Genomic DNA, 21,455 nt, shown 5'->3' with positions numbered 1-21,455 from the left:
GACGCTCTCCTCAGGCCTTGTTCACTTCGACCAGGTTGGTATGCGAAGGATTACCCTTGGCCAGCGGCGAGGGGCGTTGCGTGGTCAGCACGTTGATACTGCCGGCCTGATCCGTGCCGTGGCGGTTAGGGGCGTACCAGGCGCCCTCGGCGAGGGCCACCACGCCGGGCAGAATGCGTGGGGTGACCTTGGCTGCGATGCGTACCCGACCCCGCTCGTTGTAGAGCTCCACGCTGTCACCGTTGGTGATCCCCCGGGCCTGGGCATCGATGGGGTTGATCCACATTTCCTGGCGGGCGGCGGCTTTGAGCAATGCCACGTTGCCGTAGGTGGAGTGAGTACGAGACTTGTAGTGGAAACCGATCAATTGCAACGGATATTGCGCTCGTTCCGGCGAGTCCCATCCCTCAAAGGTGGAGGCGTGGACAGGCAGGGGGTCAATGACATCGCCTTCAGCAAGCTCCCACTCGGCAGCGATCTTCGCCAGTGCCTCGGAGTAGATCTCGATCTTGCCGGAGGGCGTGGTGAGTGGATTCGCCTCCGGGTCGGCTCGGAAGTCGCGGTAGGCAACGAAGAAACCGTTGGGATTCTGGCGCTTGTAGATGCCCATTTCGCGGAACGCCTCGAAATCGGGCAGGTCGGGGTCGCGCCGACGGTTCTGTGCCAGCAGGTGACGCAGCCACTCCTCCTGGGTGCGGCCTTCGGTGAAGGCCTCGCCGACCCCCATACGCGCGGCGATTTCACTGCACATTTCGTAGACCGACTTGCACTCGAACAACGGTTCAATGACTTGGTCAGCGAAGATCAGGTAATTCATGTTGCCAGCGTTGGCATCCATGGCGAAGTCCATCTGCTCGGAGGTAGTTAAGTCGGGGAGCAAGAGGTCGGCGTAGCGTGCCGAGGAAGTCATGTGGTTGTCGATCACCACAATCATTTCGCATAGATCTTCATCGGAGAGGATCTCGTGGGTGCGGTTGATCTCGGAATGCTGGTTCACCAGACAGTTACTGGCATAGTTCCAGATGAATTTTATCGGCACATCGAGTTTGTCCTTACCGCGTACGCCGTCGCGGGTGGCGGTCATCTCGGGGCCACGGGCAATGGCATCGGTCCAGGTGAACATCGAGATGCTGGTATCGATAGGGTTTTCCAGGGTGGGAAAACGCTCGAAGGGTATGGAGTAACCGCCTTCGCGGGCACCGCTGTTGCCGCCATTGATGCCGACGTTGCCGGTCAGAATGGCCAGCATGGCGATGGCGCGTGATATTAGCTCGCCGTTGGCGTGACGCTGCGGCCCCCAGCCCTGGACGATGTAGCACGGCTTGGTCGAACCGATCTCTCGGGCGAGCTGAACGATACGCCGGGAGGGGATGCCGGTGATGCGTGAGGCCCAATCCGGCGTCTTGGCGATGCCGTCGGGCCCGTCACCGAGAATATACGCCTTGTAGTGGCCGTTGGTCGGAGCGCCTTCGGGCAGGGTGCTCTCATCGTAGCCAACGCAGTAGCGATCCAGGAACGGTTGGTCGACCAGATCCTCGCTGATCAGTACATGGGCCAGGCCGGCCGCCAGGGCAGCGTCGGTGCCTGGGCGGATGGGGACCCATTCGTCCTCACGGCCACCGGCGGTGTCGCTGTAGCGCGGATCGATGACAATCATCCGGGCATCCGAGCGTTGGCGGGCTTCCTCAAGGTGGTAGACGATTCCGCCGCCGCTCATGCGTGTCTCGGCGGGGTTGTTGCCGAACATTACCAGAAGGCGAGTGTTGGCGATGTCGGAGACGCTATTGCCCGCGGCCCAGCCACCGTAGGTGTAGTTAAGCCCGGCGGCGATCTGCGCGGTGCTGTAGTCGCCGTAGTGGTTGAGGTAGCCGCCGCAGAGATTCATCAAGCGCGCCACCAGGGATGAGGCGGGTGGCCAGGACTTGGTCACGGTACCACCCAGTGTGCCGGTACCGTAATTAAGATAGACGGCCTCGTTGCCGTATTCGGCGATAATACGCTTGAGATTGTCGGCGAGCAGCTGATAGGCCTCGTCCCAACTTATGCGGGCGAACTTGCCCTCGCCACGGGCGCCGACACGCTTCATGGGGTACTTTAGGCGGTCGGGGTTATAGACGCGACGGCGCATCGAACGACCGCGTAGGCACGCGCGTACCTGGTGGTCGCCATACTCATCTAGTCCGGTATTGTCAGTCTCCACCCAGGTGATTTCGCCGTCGCGGACATGCATGCGCAAGGGGCAGCGGCTACCGCAGTTAACGGTGCAGGCGCTCCACACCACGCGCTCCTCTGCGGCGGCCGCTGGAGCCGTTTGAGCAGAAGCCCCGGAAGACACGAAGGGAAGCGGGATTGAACCCGCCGCCAATGCCAGGGTACCGGCGGAGCCGGTCTTCAATACGTCCCTGCGGCTAATATCCGGATTAAAAGCCTCGTGGAAGAGGCTATTTGAAGACTCGTTTTCCATTGCCGATACCCCTGTAGGAAGGTTGTGATTCCACTATAGGGCTGAGGCTGGAAATAGAGTTGTCCCGCATCAAGCTTTAGTTACTTAGTCCTTGTTTATAAATGAGTTTTCCTAGCATTTGAGTTTGAGTCTCTTTACGCTCGGTAATGCTGACACGGCGTTACCCCGCTGAAGATGACCGTTCTCGCAGGATACTACATGTCCGAATAATACAATCTCGCGGTGGCTAATCCCTGTGATGCGAAGACCCTCACCAGCCCGCCGCGACCATTGGCGCTTTCGACTCCCCTCCTGCGCGCTAAACCTATCGGTTTTTATGCTCCTGCCATAGGCAATGGGGAGAGCAATACCCTATAACGAAGCCCGCGTCTGTCCGAAAGGTGTTCCTGATAAGGCCTAACAGCACCGAGGCGTTTCAGCGAGAGACGGCACCAAGTGGTCTAACGTCGCTGGTGATCCGGTTGTACAGTCGTAGGGAAATGGGCGGCTACAAGTTCCAATTGCAACGCTAGATAACACAATAAACCGGTTTACAAGGGTAGCATCTACTCAACCATCCAACTGATGACTTGGTTTCTACCGCCAGTTTTTGCTTGATAGAGCGCCTTGTCTGCTCGGGCCAACATGGTCCCTACATCCGCATCATTGTGCGCGGCCATCGTTACCCCAATGCTGGCTGTCACAAAAATCGGCTCTCCATTTATCATCGCCGGTGTATTCGCCAATGCCTGCCTTAAGCGCTCGGCCAACACCTGGCCGCCCTCCAAATCTGTTTCCGGTAAGAGAATGGCAAATTCCTCTCCGCCAATACGCGCGGCTAGATCATGATGTCTCAGGGTGTTTTCACATAACGTTGCGAAGGCTTTAATCACGGAATCGCCAGCTGCGTGCCCATGCGTATCATTGATCGTCTTAAAATGATCCAGATCGGCAAGGAGAAGACAAAGATCATGGTCATGCCGTCGACAGCGGCCTATTTCAATCTCCGCTTGTGTCATGAAATAGCGCCGGTTAGGCATTTCGCTCAATTCATCGTGGGAGGCGATATAGCGCAGGCGCTCTTGTAAAATCTTCCCGCTATTAATTTTTTCCTGCAAATTCAGGCGTAGTTCCTTCTCATTGGTGATATCACTCTGGATAGTGGAAAAGCCCAGTAGTTGATCGTTTTCATCAAAATCGGGCTGGCAGGAAATACGTACCCAATAAGTATGTCCGTCCCGATGATGGTTCAGCACTTCCGTCGTAAAAGACTCACGCCTCGATAGCATGCTGCGCATGTACGCTATCGTGGCGGGGTCTGTTTCTGGCCCTTGCAAAAAATCGCCGGGCTTTCGTCCCAAGAAATCCGCCTCGGGAAAGCCGGTAATGCGGGTGAAAGCGCTATTGGCCCAGGTGATAAACCCGCTGGGGTTGGTCATGACGATGGCTTCATCGGTATTTTCCAGAGAGCTGGCCAATCGCCGATGATGCTGTTGCTGTGCCCATTCTTCCGTGATGTCACGGATAACACCAAATAAATGTGTTGGGTGCCCCTCCTCCCCATACTTGATCTCGCCCTGCGAATGAACGACTCGACTGGTGCCATCCTTCCGCAAAATATGGGCTACAAAGTTTAGCGGTTGGTAAGTTTTTAGCGTCTTATTGATGATATTACTGACGCGCTCCCGGTCTTCGGGGTGGTAAAAATTGATCGCCGTTGTAAGGTCTAGCTGGATATCCCCCGGCTCATAACCATGTATTCGAAATACTTCGTCCGACCAAAACAAGCGGTTTTTGTTGAGATTCAGATACCAGTGGCCTGACTGCATGACCTTGTGACTTAGTTTGAGCACGTCTTCAATGGGTAACAAGGGATATATCCTGTCAAAACGAAGAAGCCATGTGATCCAATGGCTATGTGAAGGTGTTTTCGGCTCTCTAACCGACTTATTCATCCCTGATGGCCAGCAGTTCTCCATTTTCGCCCAGTTCCGGCACAACTGAGGTTCAAAATGATGGCGCTTCCCTGTTGCGCTTTAAATCCTCAGGTTCCGTCATGCGGCGCCATACTGTTATGGCAAAGGCAAAGTCCTACGACTCAGGAAACGGTGACGCCTGGGCTCTTAGTGTGAGCCAAGTGGTGAGGCTATCCAGCGGCATCGGCTTCGCGAAGAGATAGCCCTGAAAGACCTCACAACCCAATGACATCTGGTAGTCATGCTGCTCAACTGTTTCAATGCCCTCGGCCACTACCCTAAGATCCAAATCTTGTGCCAAGGTGATAATGCCACGACAGATGGCCGCATTTTTATCGCTCTTGGAGGCGTCTTTCACGAAGCTGCGATCAATCTTGATCTTGTCGATGGGGAGGTCACGCAAGTAGCTCAGGCTGGAATACCCTGTACCGAAATCATCAATACTCGTACTGACGTCCATGCTGTTAAGGGCGTGGAGGGTATCAATGGCCCCATCCGTGTCTCGCATTAGAATGCCCTCAGTCAGCTCCAGCTCCAAATACGCTGGCGCTAGGCCTGTTTCATTCAGCACGTTACGCAGCGTACTGAGGAAGTTGGGCCGGTGAAACTGAAGGGGCGACAAGTTAATGGCCATGCGTCCCGCCAATAGGCCCTGCGCCACTAGCTGACGGGCATCTTGGCAAGCTTGTTTCATCACCCATCGGCTCAGCGGGATAATCTGTCCGGTCTCTTCGGCTATGGGAATAAACGTCGCCGGTGAGATAAAACCTTTGGTCGGGTGATGCCAGCGCACTAAGGCTTCCAACCCATCAACATGCCCATCACGGTCCATCAGTGGTTGGTAGTGCAGGCTGAGATGACCGTGTTCGATAGCGTCCTGAAGCTCACTGCGTAACATAACGCGCAGACTGAGTTTGCTGTCGAGATCCTCTGTGTACAGCTGGTAAGTGTTTCGACCCTGCTGCTTGGCCTTGTACATGGCCATATCAGCGTGTTGGAGCAGTCGCTCAGGGTCATCAATGGCCCCTGAATTCACCGCGATACCGATGCTGGCTGAGACATGTAGCTCGTGTCCGTGAACCCGGTGAGGCTTGTTGAGATCTTCCAGCAGTCGAGTCGCGACGTCTTCCGCTTCGCTGGCGTGACCTAGATCGGGAAGCAGGAGCACGAATTCATCACCGCCCAAGCGGGCCAGGGTATCACTGGTGCGCAGACCCTGCCGTAATCGGTCGGTGACACTGATCAGCAATTGATCCCCAACCCTGTGGCCTAAGGTGTCGTTGATCGGCTTAAACTCATCAAGATCAATGAACAATACGGCGAGTGTCTGGCCGTGTCGTACCGACAACTCTACGTCGTGGGCTAAGCGGTCGCTGAACAGAGCACGATTACCCAGGCCTGTCAGCACATCGTGCGTGGCCTGATAGGCTAACTGGCTTTCCTGCTCTTTACGTTCGGAAATGTCGTTCATGATCCCAATAAAATGAGTCACGTTCTGATCGCTATCCCTCACAGGTGACAGGAACAGCTGGTTCCAGAAGAGCTTTCCATCCCGCCGATAGGCGCGAAACGTGGTCGATAGGCTATTGCCGAGGCGGATAGCCGCTTGGATCTGTTCGATGTCTTCGGGAGCGGTCTCATCGCCGGTAAGGAATACCGGTGCATGGCCAATGACCTCTTGCTCCAGATAACCGGTAATGCGCGTGAAGGCTGGGTTCACGTAGACCACCGGCTTACCCTCCTCGCGAACGTCGACGATCACAGCACCGTTGCTGCTGGCCTCTAGACTACGTTCAAGGATGTGCAGTCGCTCCTCGGCGATAATGCGAGCAGTGATATCTTTAGCGATCCCGAACACCCCATCGACTTCGCCATCAACGACGATGGGCACCATCGTCACGTCTAGATGTTGGGGGGCGTTTCCGACGCGTGACATACACATGGTATAGCTGTTCGGGAAGCCACTGACAGCTCGCTGAAAGGCCGATTCGGTGCGTTGGACATCCTGCTTCGAACAGGCGGCTTCGCAGACGACGGTGCGAAAGTGCTGACCCAGTAGCGTATCCTCCGAGAGCCCCGCAATAGCCTCTGTCACTGGGTTGAGGCTTTCGTAGGTTCCATCCTTATTGTGCGCAAATACTGCATCTGGATGCTGGGTAAAAAGCGAACGGAAGCGCTGCTCACTGCGCTGTAAGGCTGTCGCCTGAGAATCGCGAATCGCTACCAGTGCACGGCTTATGATCAGTTGGTAAGTGAATAACAAGCCCAGTAGACCGAATATCACCGGTAAGGCGCCCGGTAGGGTGGTCAGCGGCTGCGGCCCGTTCATGGCGGTGATAGTGAACGTTGGGCCACCCGGCAAGGCGACTTCATGGGAAGCAAACGTCCGAAGCGTAATGCCTTCGTGCCCGCCATGGGCGTGTAGGGATCCCCAGGTATTATCCTGTGAGGTGTAGGTGATATTGAAGCCAGCCGTATCCAGGTACCGCTGCAGCCCGATGATCTCTGCAACATCGATGGTGGCCAGCATCGTAGACTGGCCGTTGTCGAGAGTCACCGCCAGAAGGCCGTGGCTGCTATGCGCGGGATCGGGAAAGCGCCAACTCACACGTCGTCTTTGTTCATCTTGTTGAGTTAGCCAGCCACGTGTTGCCGGTTCGGCCAATTGGTCCATTAGCCACGACAGATTTTCGGGCTCGCGTCCCACTCGCCACCCGATTTGCAACTCAGGATCTAAATAGGCGAGGGCCTGCAAGCTCGGCTCATCATCCAGGTAGGTGCGCGCCTCAACCGGGTAAATCTGCTGGACGACGTGATCGGGTTGCTCCCTCATGGACTGCCACCGAGTAGCGAGCCGTTCGATCATATCGACTCTCCTCTCGATTCGCAGCGCCATCCCATCAGCGATGTTACCCACCAGATTGTTGGCATCGGTTAGGCGGGCGTTATGCTGCATCCAGCTACTGGCCAGCCAGATCATGATGCTAGCAGCGACACCCAGCACACCGACTTTTATAGCGGTGCGGGGTAGCGACATCGTCAAGTGAACACGCTGACGGCCAATCACCAGCAAAGCCATCCCCAGCAGCAGGAAGAGCAAGCTGCCCAGCGATCTCATACCGGCAACCGATGACGGTGGCAAGGATGATGTCAGTGGGTACATCAGCGTGACGACACCAACGCCTACCCAGAGCCAACCCACCAAACGATAGCAACGCCTGGATAGTTTTAATTCGGGGGGCAATAAGTAGCACGCCCCTATCATGAGAAGTAACGATGCAGGTAACGGACTCAACTGGGAGCGGCCGGTGAGAGAAGAAAGTCCGTTGTCAGTCGCCGGAACTAAAAGGTGGTGGCCAAGACTGAAGGCACCCAACGCCACCACTAGGCCGCCGATTAAACGCCGCCTTTGAGGCCAATCACGCAGTAATGTCAGTAACCCAAGGCTTACCAACAGCAATGCGATGGCACCCACCGTACTCAGCTGCCATTGGGCTGGGAGGGGGAGGCGAGACACAAGACCGATAAGTAGGCTGCTGATACCCATTAGAAAACTGCTCGTCATTAAGATCAGCAGCCAAGCCTGCGTAGCAAGACGACGGTGACTCTGGTCCATTTTTGTTTCCTTCAACAAAGCATCGCCCAGAAGGGCTTGAGGAACGTGGAGGCCATGCCCAGCTGGCGCTTAGCCAGCCACCTCAGAATATTGTGTTGTTATCAATGCACTTATCAATTGACGCACGCGTCTTGACGTACCCTTTACCAGCAAGGTGGCGAGCAGGGTGAGACAAGTCTGCATTTGGTAGCGAGTTTGTCAGTGCTCAGCCACCCCTAAGGTTCATGAATGAGCCCGCTTTTGGCGGGCACATTAAGTTACATCATAAGGGCAACATTTCTCGGGCGGTTAAAACGACTCCCATGCCAGCTCACTGTTGGAGCGGTGAGTTGCCCTGGGCAAGCTGGCAGGCGACGCGGTCTTGTTGGCAGGCGAGAACGCTGCGCCCTTGCGCTCGTTGGGCAGTTTGAAGCTGGCAATTAGCTCAGCGAGCCGGTCAGCCTCATCCTGGAGTGATGCCGCCGACGTGCTGGTTTGGGTGACCAGGGAGACGTTTTGTTGTGTGGCCGAATCCATTTGGGTAATGGCGGTGCTCACTTGCTCAATGCCGCTTTTTTGCTCATTGACGGCGAGCGCAATTTCCTGCATTAAATCGGTGACTTGCGTGACAGCTGTGACGGTCTCATCCATGCCTTCGCCGCTTAATTCTGATTGTCGAACGCCTTCTTTTATGCGACTCGCAATATCGTCAATAATATGGCGAATTTCACTGGAGGATTCAGATGTTTTGGTGGCGAGCTTACGTACTTCGCTGGCGACGACAGCAAATCCTTGGCCATGCTCGCCCGCGCGCGCCGCTTCCACCGAGGCGTTCAGGGCCAGAATATTCGTTTGAAAGGCAATGCTTTCAATGACCTGGACAATTTCCTGAACCTTTTTAGAGTGCTCCTCCATGCTGTTCATTAATGCTGTTGTTTGATCGACTTCTTTACGAGTATCGCTGGCTTTGTGAGAAGCGCTTTCGGTTAATTGGCGCGCCGAGCTGGTCGTTTGATTATTTTGGTTAACGGTTGAAGACATCTCCTCCATGCTAGAGGCTGTCTCTTGTAGGGCACTGGCTTGTTCTTCGGTACGTGCAGCAAGATCTTCGCTGCCACTGGCGATTTCACGCGCGCTGTTAGCCACTAACTCGCCGGTTTGTGTCAGCGTTAGCATCATCTCGGTGAGCTTGTTCTGCATGAGTCGCATGGCCTGGTAGAGCTTGCCGATTTCATTGCGGCCTTCATCATCGATGCGGCTGGTCAAATCGCCTTGGGCAATGTTCTCGCAAATGCCGATTGCCCGGCTTAATGGTGTAACAATCAAACGGCGCATACCCAACTGGAGCGCCACAAATAACACTAGCGACACCACCAGCAGGGCGGTGGCGGTCCAGATCACTTGCTGGCTGGCGGCCTCTGCATTGGTCTCCATTTCACTGGCGCGGTCGCTAGCAAAACGGCCAAAGTCACGTGTGGCTCCGGTCAATTCGCGGGCGTTATCTTCCAAGCGTTGTTCGTCGGCGGCCATTTGTTGTACGTCGCCATTCTCAATGCCGGTCACCAAGGCATCCGTGATCATTGCGTGATAACTGTCACGCACTGCCATGTAATAAGGGTAGCGGGGCTGATCCTCAGTGATGTTATGGGCATCAAAGGCCTCAAAGCGTGCTTGCGTGCGGGTCAGGCTATGACGCACTTGCTCAAGCGCTTCATCGGCCCCCGGCTCATTATCATTGGTCAGCTCAACAAAACGTGCCATACGTAAGCGCATTTCCATCAAATTGACTTCCATGCGGTTGGCTGCCATCACTTGCTCAGCGCTTAAAGTCGATAGCTCATTAATATCTTCTTGGCTATTGCGGGATGCATTAATCGATAGAGCGCTAATAATGAGCACCATAATGATTAACAGGGTCATCGCGCCGGTTAAGGCATATTGAATGCGGATATTTTTCATTTTTTCGCCTTGTCATTCGTTATTAGCAAAAAGCGCGGGGATAACGCTTTGTCTCGTCTTTGACGTGAAGGTAAGCCTTGCCCATGGGCCTCTGTGGGCCTTATTTTTTAAACGGTTTTTTATGAATTTTCAGTATAGAAAAATGCCGTCGTTATCTAAGCGCCATCGGCGAGTAGCCCTCGGCAATATCACGCTACTTCCCGTCGACGACATCTCGAAAAGTAGCACTGTCGTGCTTATTCGGTCGGTACGCTTTGGTACATAAAAAGAAGAAAAATAGGTCGTTAATTCTACTTAACTTATTGATTTTACATTTAATTACGAAGAAAGGCTTTGCCGCTATGAGAGTAGCGCAGTGAGCGACCATACTCCTCAAAAAACGGCATCTCGCCAGCTCTCTGGAAAATAAAGACCGCCATGGTTTCGCTTATGATGTTTCAAGCTGTTTTCGCTATGTAATTACGAAAATTTTGCTAATCTATGTCCATACGAATAGATACATAACGAACGGGCTGGTCCACCATGAAACAGCAATACCGCCAAGATGGGATTGTCGAGCTGGTGCGCCAGCACGGCTATATGAGCATTGAGCAACTCACTGACTATTTTGCCGTAACGCCACAAACGGTGCGTCGTGATTTAAACACACTCGCCAACGAAGGTCGTTTGCGGCGCGTGCATGGCGGCGCTGGCATCGAATCCAGCACGGTGAACACGGCTTACAGTACGCGCAAGACCCTGCATCTCGCAGAAAAAGAGCGTATTGCCCATTGCTTGGCGCAGCATATTCCCGATCACTCGTCGCTATTTATCAATATCGGCACCAGCAACGAGGTCATTGCACAGGCACTGTTAGACCACCAAGGCTTAGAAATTATCACGAACAACCTCAACGTTGCGGCGATTTTGCAGCATAAAGAAGACTTTACAGTGATTGTGGCCGGCGGACAGGTGCGTTCGCGAGATGGCGGTATCATTGGGGAAGCCACCATTGACTTTATTAATCAATTTAAAGTGGATTACAGCATCATCGGGATCAGTGGTATCGATGAAGACGGGTCGCTTTTGGAGTTTGATTATCAAGAAGTGCGAGTCGCGCAAGCGATTATTGCTAACTCGCGGCGTGTTTATCTCGCCGCTGATTACTCCAAATTTCACCGTAACCCAATGGTGCGTCAAGGCAATATTTCCCAGCTAGATGCCTTGTTTACCGACCGGAAACCACCCGAGGCGATTCAGCGTTTGCTAACGCAACACGACGTGGCGCTTTACTTAGCGTGAGATGTTTATTCCATGGCAGATTAAATGGCATGTACTGCTTAGCGCTGTTTTGATACGCCGGCGGTTTCACACTTGAGCATATGAAGCGGCAAGAGTAGCCTTGAATTATAATAAAACGAAAAATTAGCCTTTATCCGAAAATAACATACAACAAAGCGAATATATTATGTCTTCCTTTATCCTCGCTATTGATCAAGGTACCACCAGTTCCCGCGCAATTCTGTTTGATCGACAAGGCCAAGTAGCGGCAGTGGCGCAGCAGGAGTTTCCTCAGCATTTTCCTCAAGATGGCTGGATTGAACACAATCCCGAAGACATCTGGGATTCCGTTGTATCAACCTGCAGAGAGGTATTGGTGAAAGCCGATATCAGCGCCCAGCAGATAGATGGTATTGGCATTACCAATCAGCGCGAAACGACAGTTTTGTGGGATCGAGTCACCAATGAGCCCCTATATAACGCAATTGTTTGGCAAGATCGACGCACCTCCGATTTGTGTCAGACCTTGCGTGATGAGGGGCATACCGACACGGTGCAAGCCCACACGGGGCTTTTGATAGATCCCTATTTTTCTGCCACCAAACTGGCTTGGATACTCGACCATGTGGAAGGTGCACGCGAGCGAGCTGAGCGCGGTGAGCTTGCTTTTGGCACCGTCGATAGCTTTCTGATTTGGCGTTTGACTAATGGAAAGCGCCACGTCACCGATGCGACGAATGCCTCGCGTACGGCACTGTTTAATATTCATACACAGCAGTGGGATGATGAGCTCCTCGCGCTGTTTAATATACCGGCTTCATTACTGCCCGAGGTAAAAGACTCAAGCGATGATTTCGGTACTATTGATGCGAGTTGGCTTGGGGCAGAGTTGCCCATTGCTGGTGTGGCAGGTGACCAGCAGGCCGCGCTGTTTGGGCAAGCATGTTTTACGCCAGGGATGGGGAAAAGTACGTACGGTACCGGATGTTTTATGATCGTCAATACGGGCGATGAGCCCGCAACGTCTCGTAATCGCCTGCTGACAACAATCGCCTATCGCCTAAACGGCAAGCCGACCTATGCCATCGAGGGAAGTATCTTTGTTGCCGGTGCTACGGTGCAGTGGCTACGAGATGGGCTAAATTTGTTTGCCGATGCGGCGGAGACGGAAGCATTAGCCCGCGAAACGCGCAGTGGCCACAGCGTCTATTTGGTGCCGGCCTTTACCGGTTTGGGTGCTCCGCACTGGGACCCAAAAGCACGGGGTGCCATTTTGGGTTTGACGCGTGATACGGGCATTGCCGAAATCGTGGCAGCAGGGCTTCAGGCGGTATGTTACCAGACGCGTGATTTAGAACGCTGTATGAGCGACGATATGTCGGCTAAATCGGGAAAGCTGCGTGTTGATGGCGGTATGGTTAAGAATAACTGGGTTATGCAGTTCTTGGCTGACATGCTGGGGGTAGAAGTAGACCGCCCGGCGATATTGGAGACTACGGCACTTGGCGCAGCCTATTTAGCCGGTTTACGCCTGGGCTGGTACGCCGATCTCGATGAAATCGAGCGCCTCTGGCGCTGCGAAAAAAGCTTCGTACCTTGTATGGATGAAGCCACGCGAGAGCACCTCTATCAGGGGTGGCAGGATGCCGTGGCGCGTGTACGCTCAGCTTAGCGTATTGATGAGTTAAGTAGATAGATATCCCCCAGGCAGCACCGCACTGCCTGGGGGATATTTATGCGCTGACATTTGTTGTTGCGTACCGGGTAAAGCGAGTAATGTCTTGAGCGGTATCAAAATACTCGTTAAAGCGTGTTTCCGCTTCATCCCCAAATAACATGCGGCAGGCTTCTCGTAAACCTTCCGAGTGCTGAAGCTGTTCATGCGGCACTACCAGGGAAATTTTGGCGCGACGGCGGAGAAAGTCGTCTAGCTTGGTGATCATTTCGCTACGGTGTGCTTGACGCAATTCGCAGCGAATGTACTCAGTACCCTCGATTAAAAGCTCTCCTTGGCTGGGGTCTTCACGAATCTGTTCAAGCATATCCAGTGCCTGCGCGGCATAGCGTCGCCAAAGGCGCTTGCTGAGGGGTTCGGAAGATGTAACAGGTGTCATTTCATCCAGACCCATGCGATCGGCCTGTTGCATGAACTCTTGCCTCATCGCCTCAGGCGGTTCGCCGTACCATTTGTAGTCAGGAAAGGGGATATCGACGCCAAGACGCTGCACTTCGTCGATAATCTCATCGCCAACGTTTAAGCAATCCGTCAGCTTTCCGCCAAAAATGCTGATGTGAGCACTATCCGGATTAGTGTCTACGACATGTTTACGCGATAGTTGCAGAAACCCCCGATCACTACCCTTGGATGCCTTAATGGCCAACGGACGCACGCCGCAGCGGGTCGAGATGATGTCTGCAGCGGTGAGTGGCTTTTCCAGCATTAGGCGCTTATTAATGTTTTCCAGCACAAAGTCCACATCGTCTTGTGTAACATCCACCTCCGGGTTATCCATGTGCGTGTCTGTGGTACCGACACAGGTGCGATTACCCATCGGAATAACAAAGAACAAACGCCCGTCGTCAGCAAAAAAAGCCAGCACGCGTTTGGAATCGGTGAGCTGTGGCACAATCAAGTGAATGCCTTTGGAGTAAAGGTGTTGGTACTCGGTCTTTTGTCCGGTTAGCTTGTTGTGCTGATCCACCCAGGGGCCGGCAGCGTTAACAAGCACTTTGGCGCGAATCGGAAAGGTATTGCCGTCGATAACGTTGCGTGCCTGAATCGTCCAGCGGCCGTTTTCGAAAGAGGCGCCATTGGACTCCACATAGTTCGCGACTCTGGCGCCATAATCTAGGGCGTGACGGATGAAATTAAACACAAATCTCGCGTCATTATCGTGGAGATAAGCGTCTGAATACTCAAAGCCTCCCACAGCCTTGTCGGTATCAATAATGGGTTCTGCGTGTTTAATGCCTTCAGGAGAAAACAGCTTGGGAATGCGGGTAAACCCGTTGCCCATCAGCCAGTAAAGCCAGGTACCTGCGTACAAGTAGCTGGGACGATGGCGAAACCCTTTGCCTATCGTGGTTAAAAAGCGAATCTCTTCCACTGTAGAGGGGTAATTTTTAATCAGATGGTTACGGCTTTTGCACAGTTTGCGCACCAGAGCAAAGTCTTTACTCTCCATGTATTTGATACCCCCCCAGACCAAATTGGAGGAGTGCATGCTGGTACTGCCAGCAAAGTCACCGCGGTCAATCAGGCCTACCTTGGCCCCTTTGCCCGCCAGCGCTGCGGCCGCTGAGGCACCGTTGATTCCGCCACCGATAATCAGGACGTCGAAATCGTCGTTAGCTAGCTTATCAAGGTTGCTATTGCGAAGTTTCATAAGTGAGTGACCCATTACTGAATAGATAAAGCCTCATTTTTTGCCCAACGGAGGCAAAAGGTGTCCGTTCGAGCAACCGTGCGCTGAAAGGGCGGCTCTCGGGCGGAATAACTCGCTTTGAGAACAGCAAAGCAAAGAAAAAAACAAAATAGCGTCATGCGATAAGTGACTGGCGAACCCCGAAGGGTTCGCCATACAGGAATCAGCGCGTTCCTGCTGCCATCCATGCTTCCATCATTTCGTCATACGGAATGGTCTCTCCCTGTGGCATTTCGTTGTCGAGTCGCGCCTTGGGTGACCCGTCCTGATTCAGCCAATACTCGGGATCACGCTCTTCGTTGAGATTGGGCGCGTAGGTTTCGAACACATTGGCACGGGCCAGGCGGTGCATGGTGTTGTCCATATCCGCCGCGAGGTTATCCAAACCTTCTTGTGCTGACATGTCACCACTCATGACCGGTGCCAGATTCTGCCACCACAGCGGTGCCATGCGGGGGTAGTCAGGCACGTTGGTACCGGTGGGTGTCCAGTTGGATTCATTGGGGCTGCGGTAGAATTCCACCAGACCACCCAGTTTGGGGGCCATTTCGGTCATCTGATCCGAGAAGATGTCAGATTCACGAATGGGCGTCAGACCCGTGATGAGTTTTTCCAGCGACGTGCTCTTGGCGACCGTAAACTGGGCAAACAGCCAGGCCGCCGTACGACGATCTTCCGGTGTAGAGTCAAAGAAGGTCCAGCCGCCTACGTCCTGATAGCCGACCTTCATGCCTTCTTCCCAATACGGGCCGGTGGGAGACGGCGCCATGCGCCATAGCGGGTTTCCTTCATCATCGGTCACCGCAACGGCGGGGTCGGTCATATCAGCGGTAAAGGCGGTATACCAGAAGATCTGCTGGGCAATATGGCCTTGCGACGGTACGGGCCCAGCTTCACCAAAGGTCATACCCTGAGCTTCCGGTGGTGCGAAATCACGCAACCAGTCAACCGCTTTCTGCATGGCAAATACTGAAGCAGGCGAGTTGGTGGCACCGCCACGGCTGACGCTGGCACCGACCGGCTGGCTATCTTCGTTTACCCGAATGCCCCAATCGTCAACCGGGTTGCCGGAGGGGACGCCGGGGCTACCCATGCCCGCCATGGAAAGCCAGGAGTCGTGGAAGCGCCAACCCAGTGATGGGTCGCGACGGCCGTAATCCATATGCCCATAGACAGTGGTGCCGTCAATTTCTCCAACGTGCTCGCTGAAGAATTCAGCAATATCTTGGTAAGCGGTCCAGTTGGTGGGCACGCCAAGGTCATAGCCGTAGATGTCGCGGAACTGTTCCTGGAAATCTTCGCGCTGGAACCAGTCATAGCGAAACCAGTAGAGGTTGGCGAACTGTTGGGTGGGAAGTTGGTAAAGGCTTCCGTCCGGGCCTGTACCGTACTGCAGGCCAATAAAGTCATCCAGGTCCAGCGTCGGCAGGGTATAGTCTGCCCACTCGTTTTCCATGGCATTACTCAGGTTGATGGTAGTGCCATAGCGAATGTGCGTACCAATGGCATCGGTATCATTCACAAAACCGTCATAGATGCTGTTACCTGACTGCATCTGGTTTTGCATGGTGTCGACTACATCGCCTTCACCGATGATGTTATGGGTGATATTGATGCCGGTTAGCTCACTAAACGCTTCTGCCAGCACTTCGCTTTCATAAACGTGAGTGGTCAAACCTTCAGCGACGGTTTGGATATCCATACCCTCGAAGGGCTCAGCGGCTTCAGCAAACCACACAAGCTCTTCGATCTGTTCTTCACGGGTCAGCGTCGAATTCTGGAAGTGCTCATCGACCAGCCGTTCAGCGATGGCACGAGCGTCGTGGTTGTCGGCATATAGCGAACCAGAAGCTAGCATCAAACTCGCCGCCAGGGTGGTGAGTTTGAAACCGCCGATATTGACGTGCTTGTTGAAATTATTGTGTCGCATGATGACCTCGTTGTGCGTTGAGGAGTTAGCAACCGAGTCTCTAATCAAGACTGGCGTTGGTACTACGCGGCATCCTTGCCGTTATGGGTTTTCCTGAACTGTTGAGCTGTCCGTAATGACGAAGAAAGCGAATTAGCCCCAGCGCATCAAAACGAGCAGCCATAAAACCGAGATGGCAGACGCCACCAGAATCGATAAAGAGGTAAAGCCGACCACCCCCAGATGAATGAACGCAGCGGATAGCAGGCTGACGAACAGACGATCACCGCGGGTGGTCGAGATGGGTAAAAAGCCTTTTCTTTCTACGGTGGGAGAATAGATTTCCCACACCGTCATGCCAGCGAGCATGGCCGCAATGGAAGAAAAGAAAATGGCCGTGGGTAACGTCCATACCATCCAGGACATGAGATTTTCTCCTACTCAGGTGCGGCCCAGAGCAAAGCCCTTGGCAATATGATTGCGTACGAAGTAAACGACCAAGATGCCCGGGACAATGGTCAGCATGCCGGCTGCCGCCAGCGTGCCCCAGTCGATACCGGAAGCGGTCGAGGTTCGTGTCATGATCATGCCAATCGGTTGGGCATCCGTGGATGTCAGCGTGCGTGCCAGCAGCAGTTCAACCCAGGAGAACATGAACAAGAAGAACAGCACCACGCCAATGCCCGAGCTGATCATGGGAATGAATATCTTGACGAAGAACTTGGGAAAGCTGTAGCCGTCGATATAAGCCGTTTCATCAATTTCCTTAGGCACGCTGCTCATGAAGCCTTCCAGAATCCAGATGGCTAGCGGAATATTGAACAGACAGTGCGCAAGGGCCACCGCTATGTGGGTGTCGAACAGCCCGACAGAGTAATAAAGTTGAAAGTAGGGCAGCAGGAACACCGCAGGCGGAGCCATCAGGTTGGTCAGCAACCAAAAGAACAGGTGCTTATCGCCGATGAACTTGTAACGGCTAAAGGCATAGGCGGCAGGCAGTGCCACCAGCATGGTGATCAGCATATTCATCAACACATACGTAATGGAGTTGACGTACCCCATGTACCAGCTTGGGTTGCTGAAGATGCCGATATAGTTATCGAAGGTCAGGTTCTTAGGCCATAGCGTCATCGACCCGAGGATCTCGCTGTTGGTCTGCAGCGACATGTTAAGTAGCCAGTAGATGGGCAGCATCAACAGCACAATATAGGTGCCGAGCAAAAGCCGCTTTCTTAGCCGGGAGCGTGTATTGCGCTTGCGTCGAGTTGCTGCCGGAACCTTGCTAAAAATAGTGTTGTATTTTTCACCCTGCTGAGTGTTTTCAATTTGGTAAGACATCTCACGCGCCTCCCTGTGGGGTCTTGTCTTTCTGCATATGCATGATGGTGGTATAGAAGACCCAGCTCACCAGCAGAATGACGAGGAAGTAGATGATCGAGAACGCGGCAGAAGGCCCCAGATCCTGCTGGCCGATGGCCATGGTCGCCAGCGACTGACTGAGAAACGTGGTTGAACTCCCCGGGCCACCGCCGGTTAGTACGAAGGGCTCGGCGTAGATCATGAAGGAGTGCATGAAGCGAAGGAGTACAGCAATCACCAGTACGTTAGTCAGCTTGGGAAGCTGAATGTAGCGGAATACCGCCCATTTTGAAGCGCGGTCAATGCGAGCCGCCTGATAATAGGCTTCGGGGATTGAGCGCAAACCGCTGTAGCAGAGCATCGCCACCAGCGGTGTCCAGTGCCATACGTCCATGAGGATGATCGTGAACCAAGCATCACCGGCGTTACGGGTAATGTTGTATTCAATGCCGATCTCACGCAGGCTCCAGCCCATCAGCCCGATATCGCCCCGGGTGAAAATCTGCCAGATGCTGCCGACCACGTTCCATGGAATCAGCAGAGGCAGGGTAATCAGGATCAGCACGGCAGATGCCTGCCAGCCTTGTTTCGGCATGATCAGTGCAATCCCGATCCCCAGAGGTATCTGGATGGCCAGGATCGTCAGTGAAAAAAGAATCTGACGACCAAACGCGGTTTGCAATGCCGGGTCGTTCAGCATGGTGCGAAACCACTCGGTGCCGGTAAAGAAGCTCGCATGCGGACCCAGCACATCCTGAACTGAATAGTTCACCACCGTCATCAGCGGGATGATGGCCGAAAAAGCCACCAGCACCAGCATCGGCAGAACAAGAAGCCAGGCGCGATTGTTATAGACTTTATTGTTCATGCTTGGACCTCCACCCGGTAATCGTCCACGAAAAGCCCTAACTGATCAGGGTCGAACGTGACATGAATGTCGTCTCCAAAATCGGGGTGGCCCTCTGCCAACCGTGCCTTGAATGTCTGGCCACCCAGTTCAAACGTGACAATCGAATACGTGCCCAGATCTTGCACCTGACACTTTCGTGCCGGCAGGGCATCATCACGTTTGTCGGCATGCACAGAGACAAACTCGGGGCGAATCCCGATCTTCACGTTGGCGCTGTCGGTATTGGCGATGGCTTCGACAAAGCGTGTCGGCATGGGGAGTGACATTTCACCAAACATGATCTCACCGGCGTGGTGACGCACGTTGAGAAAGTTCATGCCGGGGCTGCCGATAAAGTAGCCAACAAAGGTGTGGGCAGGGGTTTCGAATAATTCCTGAGGGGTGCCGAATTGCACCACCTGACCGTCGTACATCACCGCAATTTTATCGGCAAAGGTCGACGCCTCCAGCTGGTCGTGGGTGACGTAGATCATGGTGATGTTGAAACGCTGGTGAATCTCCTTGAGTTTGCGGCGTAACTTCCACTTGAGTTGAGGGTCGATGACCGTCAGCGGCTCGTCGAACAGAATGGCCGAGACATCATCGCGGACCAGACCGCGTCCCATGGAAACCTTCTGCTTCTCATCTGCCGTCAGCCCCTTAGCTTTACGCTTGAGCAATGGGGTCAATTCCAGAATATCCGCGACTTCCTCTACTTTCGGTGTGATGCGGTGATGAGGAACGTTGATGTTGCGCAAGGGAAAGGCAAGATTGTCGAACACCGTCATGGTGTCGTAGATCACCGGGAACTGGAAAACCTGGGCAATATTACGCTCTTCTGGCGGCAGCTCGTTGACACGCTGGCCATCAAACAGCACATCGCCTTCGGATGGTTCGAGTAGCCCGGATATAATGTTCAATAGCGTCGACTTGCCACAGCCCGATGGTCCCAGCAGGGCATAAGCACCGCCCTGATGCCATACGTGCTCCATCTGGCGAATCGCATAATCTTCAGGTGATTGCGGATTGGCGCTGTAGGTGTGCGCCAGACGTTTCAATACGATCTCAGCCATGGTGAGCCCCTCCCCGTGTTTCTGGTGTATGGACGACATTGCCCTGCTGGTCGAAGACAAACAGCTTGTGGGTGGGGAAGTAGACCTTGATACGTTGGTCAACTTTCGGGGTATGAATGCCGGTTAGGTGGAGCACGAGAGGAAACAGACTATGACGCACGTGCAGGAAGGTTTCCGAGCCGCTGATTTCAGCGACTTCTACCTCAACCTCCAGTTCAAGGTCGTCTGCCGCATGGGGTTTCAGGCTGACGTGAGAAGCACGAACACCAAAGCGATATTCCCCGGCAGGCAGATTGCGGAGGGCCTCGTCACAAGAGAAGTGGATATCCTGATCAAAGGTGATTTCGTTAGCAGTAAGGCGCCCCGGCACGATATTGATCGGGGGCTCAGAAAACATTTCAGCGCTGAGGATGCCGTTGGGCTCGCGATAGACCTGCTCGGTTGGGCCATACTGCAGCAGCTTACCTTCATGCAGTACGGCGGTGTTGCCCCCCAACGCCAAGGCTTCATTAGGCTCGGTGGTGGCGTATACTGCGATGCAGTTACGCGCTTTGAACAAATCGCTCAGTTCATCGCGCAAAGCTTCACGCAGCTTGTAGTCGAGATTGACCAATGGCTCGTCAAACAGGATCAGCTCGGCATCCTTAACCAATGCACGCCCCATGGCGGTACGCTGCTGCTGCCCACCTGAAAGCTCCAGCGGTAAGCGGTCCAGCAAGTGGTCAATGCCCAGCATGGCGGCGGTTTCGTGTACCCGCTTGTCGATTTCCTGCTTGGATGCTTTGGCCAGCTTGAGAGGGGAGGCGATATTGTTATAGACACTCAGGCTTGGGTAGTTGATAAATTGCTGATAGACCATCGAAACGTTGCGTTTACGCACCGATACGCCGGTTACGTCTTTGCCATCCATTTTGATACGTCCGCGAGTAGGCGGCTCAAGGCCGGCCATTAGGCGCATCAAGGTGGTTTTACCCGCTAGTGTTCGTCCCAGCAAGATGTTGAAGGAGCCCGGTTCTAGCTCCAGGTCAATACCGCTTATATGGGTTTCGCCACCGACGATATGATCGATGTTTTGCAGGTGTAAGGACATGCCTTTCTCGCTAGCGTCGTTGTTATTGGTAGTCTGGGTGTAGCGGCTTGATTGATAATAAGGGTCAAGTTTTTCGTTTTCACAAACGAAAGGCTAGCTGAGCACTTTCGAACTGACAATGCTTCTTTCAGTTCATTTTCATTCGCTTTTAGGCGTAGAAAGGGCAATAGCCGGGTAGTAAGAAGAGGCGAGTAGGCCGTAACCATCTCTTTTTTCGACGGTTTCAAGCCGTTGAGAATGCGTGTGGAAGAAAAACGAAGGGTACAGGCGTTTTGGAATGATTTTTTCGTTTTAGAAGTTCGCAAATGAAAAATTGTTTTTCGGAGACTTCGACGCACATTTCAGGATTTAGGGCCCTAGGTTTTGTACGAAAAGTTGGCTCGCAAGCAACGGTCGATGCACGCCACGCATACCATCGCCTTAAAGCTACTTGCCAGCTTTTCATAGCGTGTGGCGATGCGGCGACATTCTTTAAGC

At 53.7% G+C, this 21,455-nt stretch carries 13 protein-coding genes and 1 pseudogene; 2 read left to right on the top strand and 12 right to left on the bottom strand.

Translation table 11 applies throughout. The features are described 5' to 3' along the window. Positions 1-10 precede the first annotated feature (10 nt). From HZS81_RS15100 to HZS81_RS15085, 4 genes are all read right to left on the bottom strand, one after another. On the bottom strand, positions 11-2,464 hold the full coding sequence (locus HZS81_RS15100) for a DmsA/YnfE/YnfF family dimethyl sulfoxide reductase (protein WP_179931347.1): 2,454 nt from the start codon (positions 2,462-2,464) through the stop codon (positions 11-13). Positions 2,465-3,009: 545 nt separating this feature from the next. Then, positions 3,010-4,314 carry a GGDEF domain-containing protein gene (locus HZS81_RS15095; RefSeq protein WP_179931346.1) on the bottom strand — a complete coding sequence of 435 codons (1,305 nt, stop codon included), beginning with the start codon at positions 4,312-4,314 and terminating at the stop codon, positions 3,010-3,012. 220 nt (positions 4,315-4,534) lie between these two features. After that, the gene (locus HZS81_RS15090; protein ID WP_179931345.1) at positions 4,535-8,035 is read right to left on the bottom strand and encodes a sensor domain-containing protein; all 3,501 of its coding nucleotides are present in this window, start codon (positions 8,033-8,035) and stop codon (positions 4,535-4,537) included. A 288-nt stretch (positions 8,036-8,323) separates the two neighbouring features. Continuing rightward, positions 8,324-9,973 (bottom strand): methyl-accepting chemotaxis protein, encoded by a 1,650-nt coding sequence (locus HZS81_RS15085; protein WP_179931344.1) that lies wholly within the window; start codon positions 9,971-9,973, stop codon positions 8,324-8,326. Positions 9,974-10,495: 522 nt separating this feature from the next. On the opposite strand from HZS81_RS15085, the gene HZS81_RS15080 reads away from it, so the two are divergent. Together HZS81_RS15080 and glpK are read left to right on the top strand one after the other, a co-directional pair. Then, a complete protein-coding gene (locus HZS81_RS15080; RefSeq protein ID WP_179931343.1) occupies positions 10,496-11,254 on the top strand; it encodes a DeoR/GlpR family transcriptional regulator in 759 nt (252 codons plus the stop codon). Positions 11,255-11,420: 166 nt separating this feature from the next. Continuing rightward, the gene (gene glpK / locus HZS81_RS15075) at positions 11,421-12,905 is read left to right on the top strand and encodes a glycerol kinase GlpK (RefSeq protein WP_179931342.1); all 1,485 of its coding nucleotides are present in this window, start codon (positions 11,421-11,423) and stop codon (positions 12,903-12,905) included. A gap of 61 nt (positions 12,906-12,966) precedes the next feature. Here glpK and HZS81_RS15070 read toward each other — a convergent pair whose 3' ends face one another. The 8 genes and pseudogenes from HZS81_RS15070 to HZS81_RS18105 all read right to left on the bottom strand — a co-directional run. Then, positions 12,967-14,619, bottom strand: a complete 1,653-nt coding sequence (locus HZS81_RS15070) for a glycerol-3-phosphate dehydrogenase/oxidase (RefSeq protein ID WP_179931341.1) — start codon at positions 14,617-14,619, stop codon at positions 12,967-12,969. A gap of 202 nt (positions 14,620-14,821) precedes the next feature. Further along, positions 14,822-16,588, bottom strand: coding sequence for an ABC transporter substrate-binding protein (locus HZS81_RS15065; protein ID WP_179931340.1), 1,767 nt, complete (start codon positions 16,586-16,588; stop codon positions 14,822-14,824). A gap of 132 nt (positions 16,589-16,720) precedes the next feature. Further along, on the bottom strand, positions 16,721-16,993 hold the full coding sequence (locus tag HZS81_RS15060; protein ID WP_179931339.1) for a DUF2160 domain-containing protein: 273 nt from the start codon (positions 16,991-16,993) through the stop codon (positions 16,721-16,723). A 15-nt stretch (positions 16,994-17,008) separates the two neighbouring features. Then, complete coding sequence (locus HZS81_RS15055) at positions 17,009-17,905, bottom strand: carbohydrate ABC transporter permease (RefSeq protein WP_179931338.1); 897 nt, start codon at positions 17,903-17,905, stop codon at positions 17,009-17,011. A 1-nt stretch (position 17,906) separates the two neighbouring features. Next, positions 17,907-18,794, bottom strand: coding sequence for a carbohydrate ABC transporter permease (locus tag HZS81_RS15050; RefSeq protein ID WP_179931337.1), 888 nt, complete (start codon positions 18,792-18,794; stop codon positions 17,907-17,909). Further along, positions 18,791-19,888, bottom strand: coding sequence for an ABC transporter ATP-binding protein (locus HZS81_RS15045; RefSeq protein WP_179931336.1), 1,098 nt, complete (start codon positions 19,886-19,888; stop codon positions 18,791-18,793). The genes HZS81_RS15050 and HZS81_RS15045 overlap by 4 nt, the downstream gene beginning before the upstream one ends. After that, complete coding sequence (locus HZS81_RS15040) at positions 19,881-20,978, bottom strand: ABC transporter ATP-binding protein (protein ID WP_179931335.1); 1,098 nt, start codon at positions 20,976-20,978, stop codon at positions 19,881-19,883. The genes HZS81_RS15045 and HZS81_RS15040 overlap by 8 nt, the downstream gene beginning before the upstream one ends. A gap of 356 nt (positions 20,979-21,334) precedes the next feature. Beyond that, positions 21,335-21,455: pseudogene (locus tag HZS81_RS18105) on the bottom strand (IS5/IS1182 family transposase); the annotation flags it as partial.

Source organism: Vreelandella salicampi, assembly GCF_013415105.1.
Lineage (GTDB): Bacteria > Pseudomonadota > Gammaproteobacteria > Pseudomonadales > Halomonadaceae > Vreelandella > Vreelandella salicampi.
Note: the sequence above shows the minus strand (reverse complement) of the source record. Positions and strands in the feature narration are given on the sequence as shown.

Bases quoted from the DNA above. Each gene is read 5' to 3' on its own strand.
- glpK (WP_179931342.1), top strand. From the start codon at position 11,421: ATGTCTTCCTTTATCCTCGCTATTGATCAAGGTACCACCAGTTCCCGC.
- HZS81_RS15055 (WP_179931338.1), bottom strand. From the start codon at position 17,905: ATGTCTTACCAAATTGAAAACACTCAGCAGGGTGAAAAATACAACACT.
- HZS81_RS15060 (WP_179931339.1), bottom strand. From the start codon at position 16,993: ATGTCCTGGATGGTATGGACGTTACCCACGGCCATTTTCTTTTCTTCC.
- HZS81_RS15090 (WP_179931345.1), bottom strand. From the start codon at position 8,035: ATGGACCAGAGTCACCGTCGTCTTGCTACGCAGGCTTGGCTGCTGATC.
- HZS81_RS15050 (WP_179931337.1), bottom strand. From the start codon at position 18,794: ATGAACAATAAAGTCTATAACAATCGCGCCTGGCTTCTTGTTCTGCCG.
- HZS81_RS15080 (WP_179931343.1), top strand. From the start codon at position 10,496: ATGAAACAGCAATACCGCCAAGATGGGATTGTCGAGCTGGTGCGCCAG.
- HZS81_RS15100 (WP_179931347.1), bottom strand. From the start codon at position 2,464: ATGGAAAACGAGTCTTCAAATAGCCTCTTCCACGAGGCTTTTAATCCG.
- HZS81_RS15040 (WP_179931335.1), bottom strand. From the start codon at position 20,978: ATGTCCTTACACCTGCAAAACATCGATCATATCGTCGGTGGCGAAACC.
- HZS81_RS15065 (WP_179931340.1), bottom strand. From the start codon at position 16,588: ATGCGACACAATAATTTCAACAAGCACGTCAATATCGGCGGTTTCAAA.
- HZS81_RS15085 (WP_179931344.1), bottom strand. From the start codon at position 9,973: ATGAAAAATATCCGCATTCAATATGCCTTAACCGGCGCGATGACCCTG.
- HZS81_RS15045 (WP_179931336.1), bottom strand. From the start codon at position 19,888: ATGGCTGAGATCGTATTGAAACGTCTGGCGCACACCTACAGCGCCAAT.
- HZS81_RS15070 (WP_179931341.1), bottom strand. From the start codon at position 14,619: ATGAAACTTCGCAATAGCAACCTTGATAAGCTAGCTAACGACGATTTC.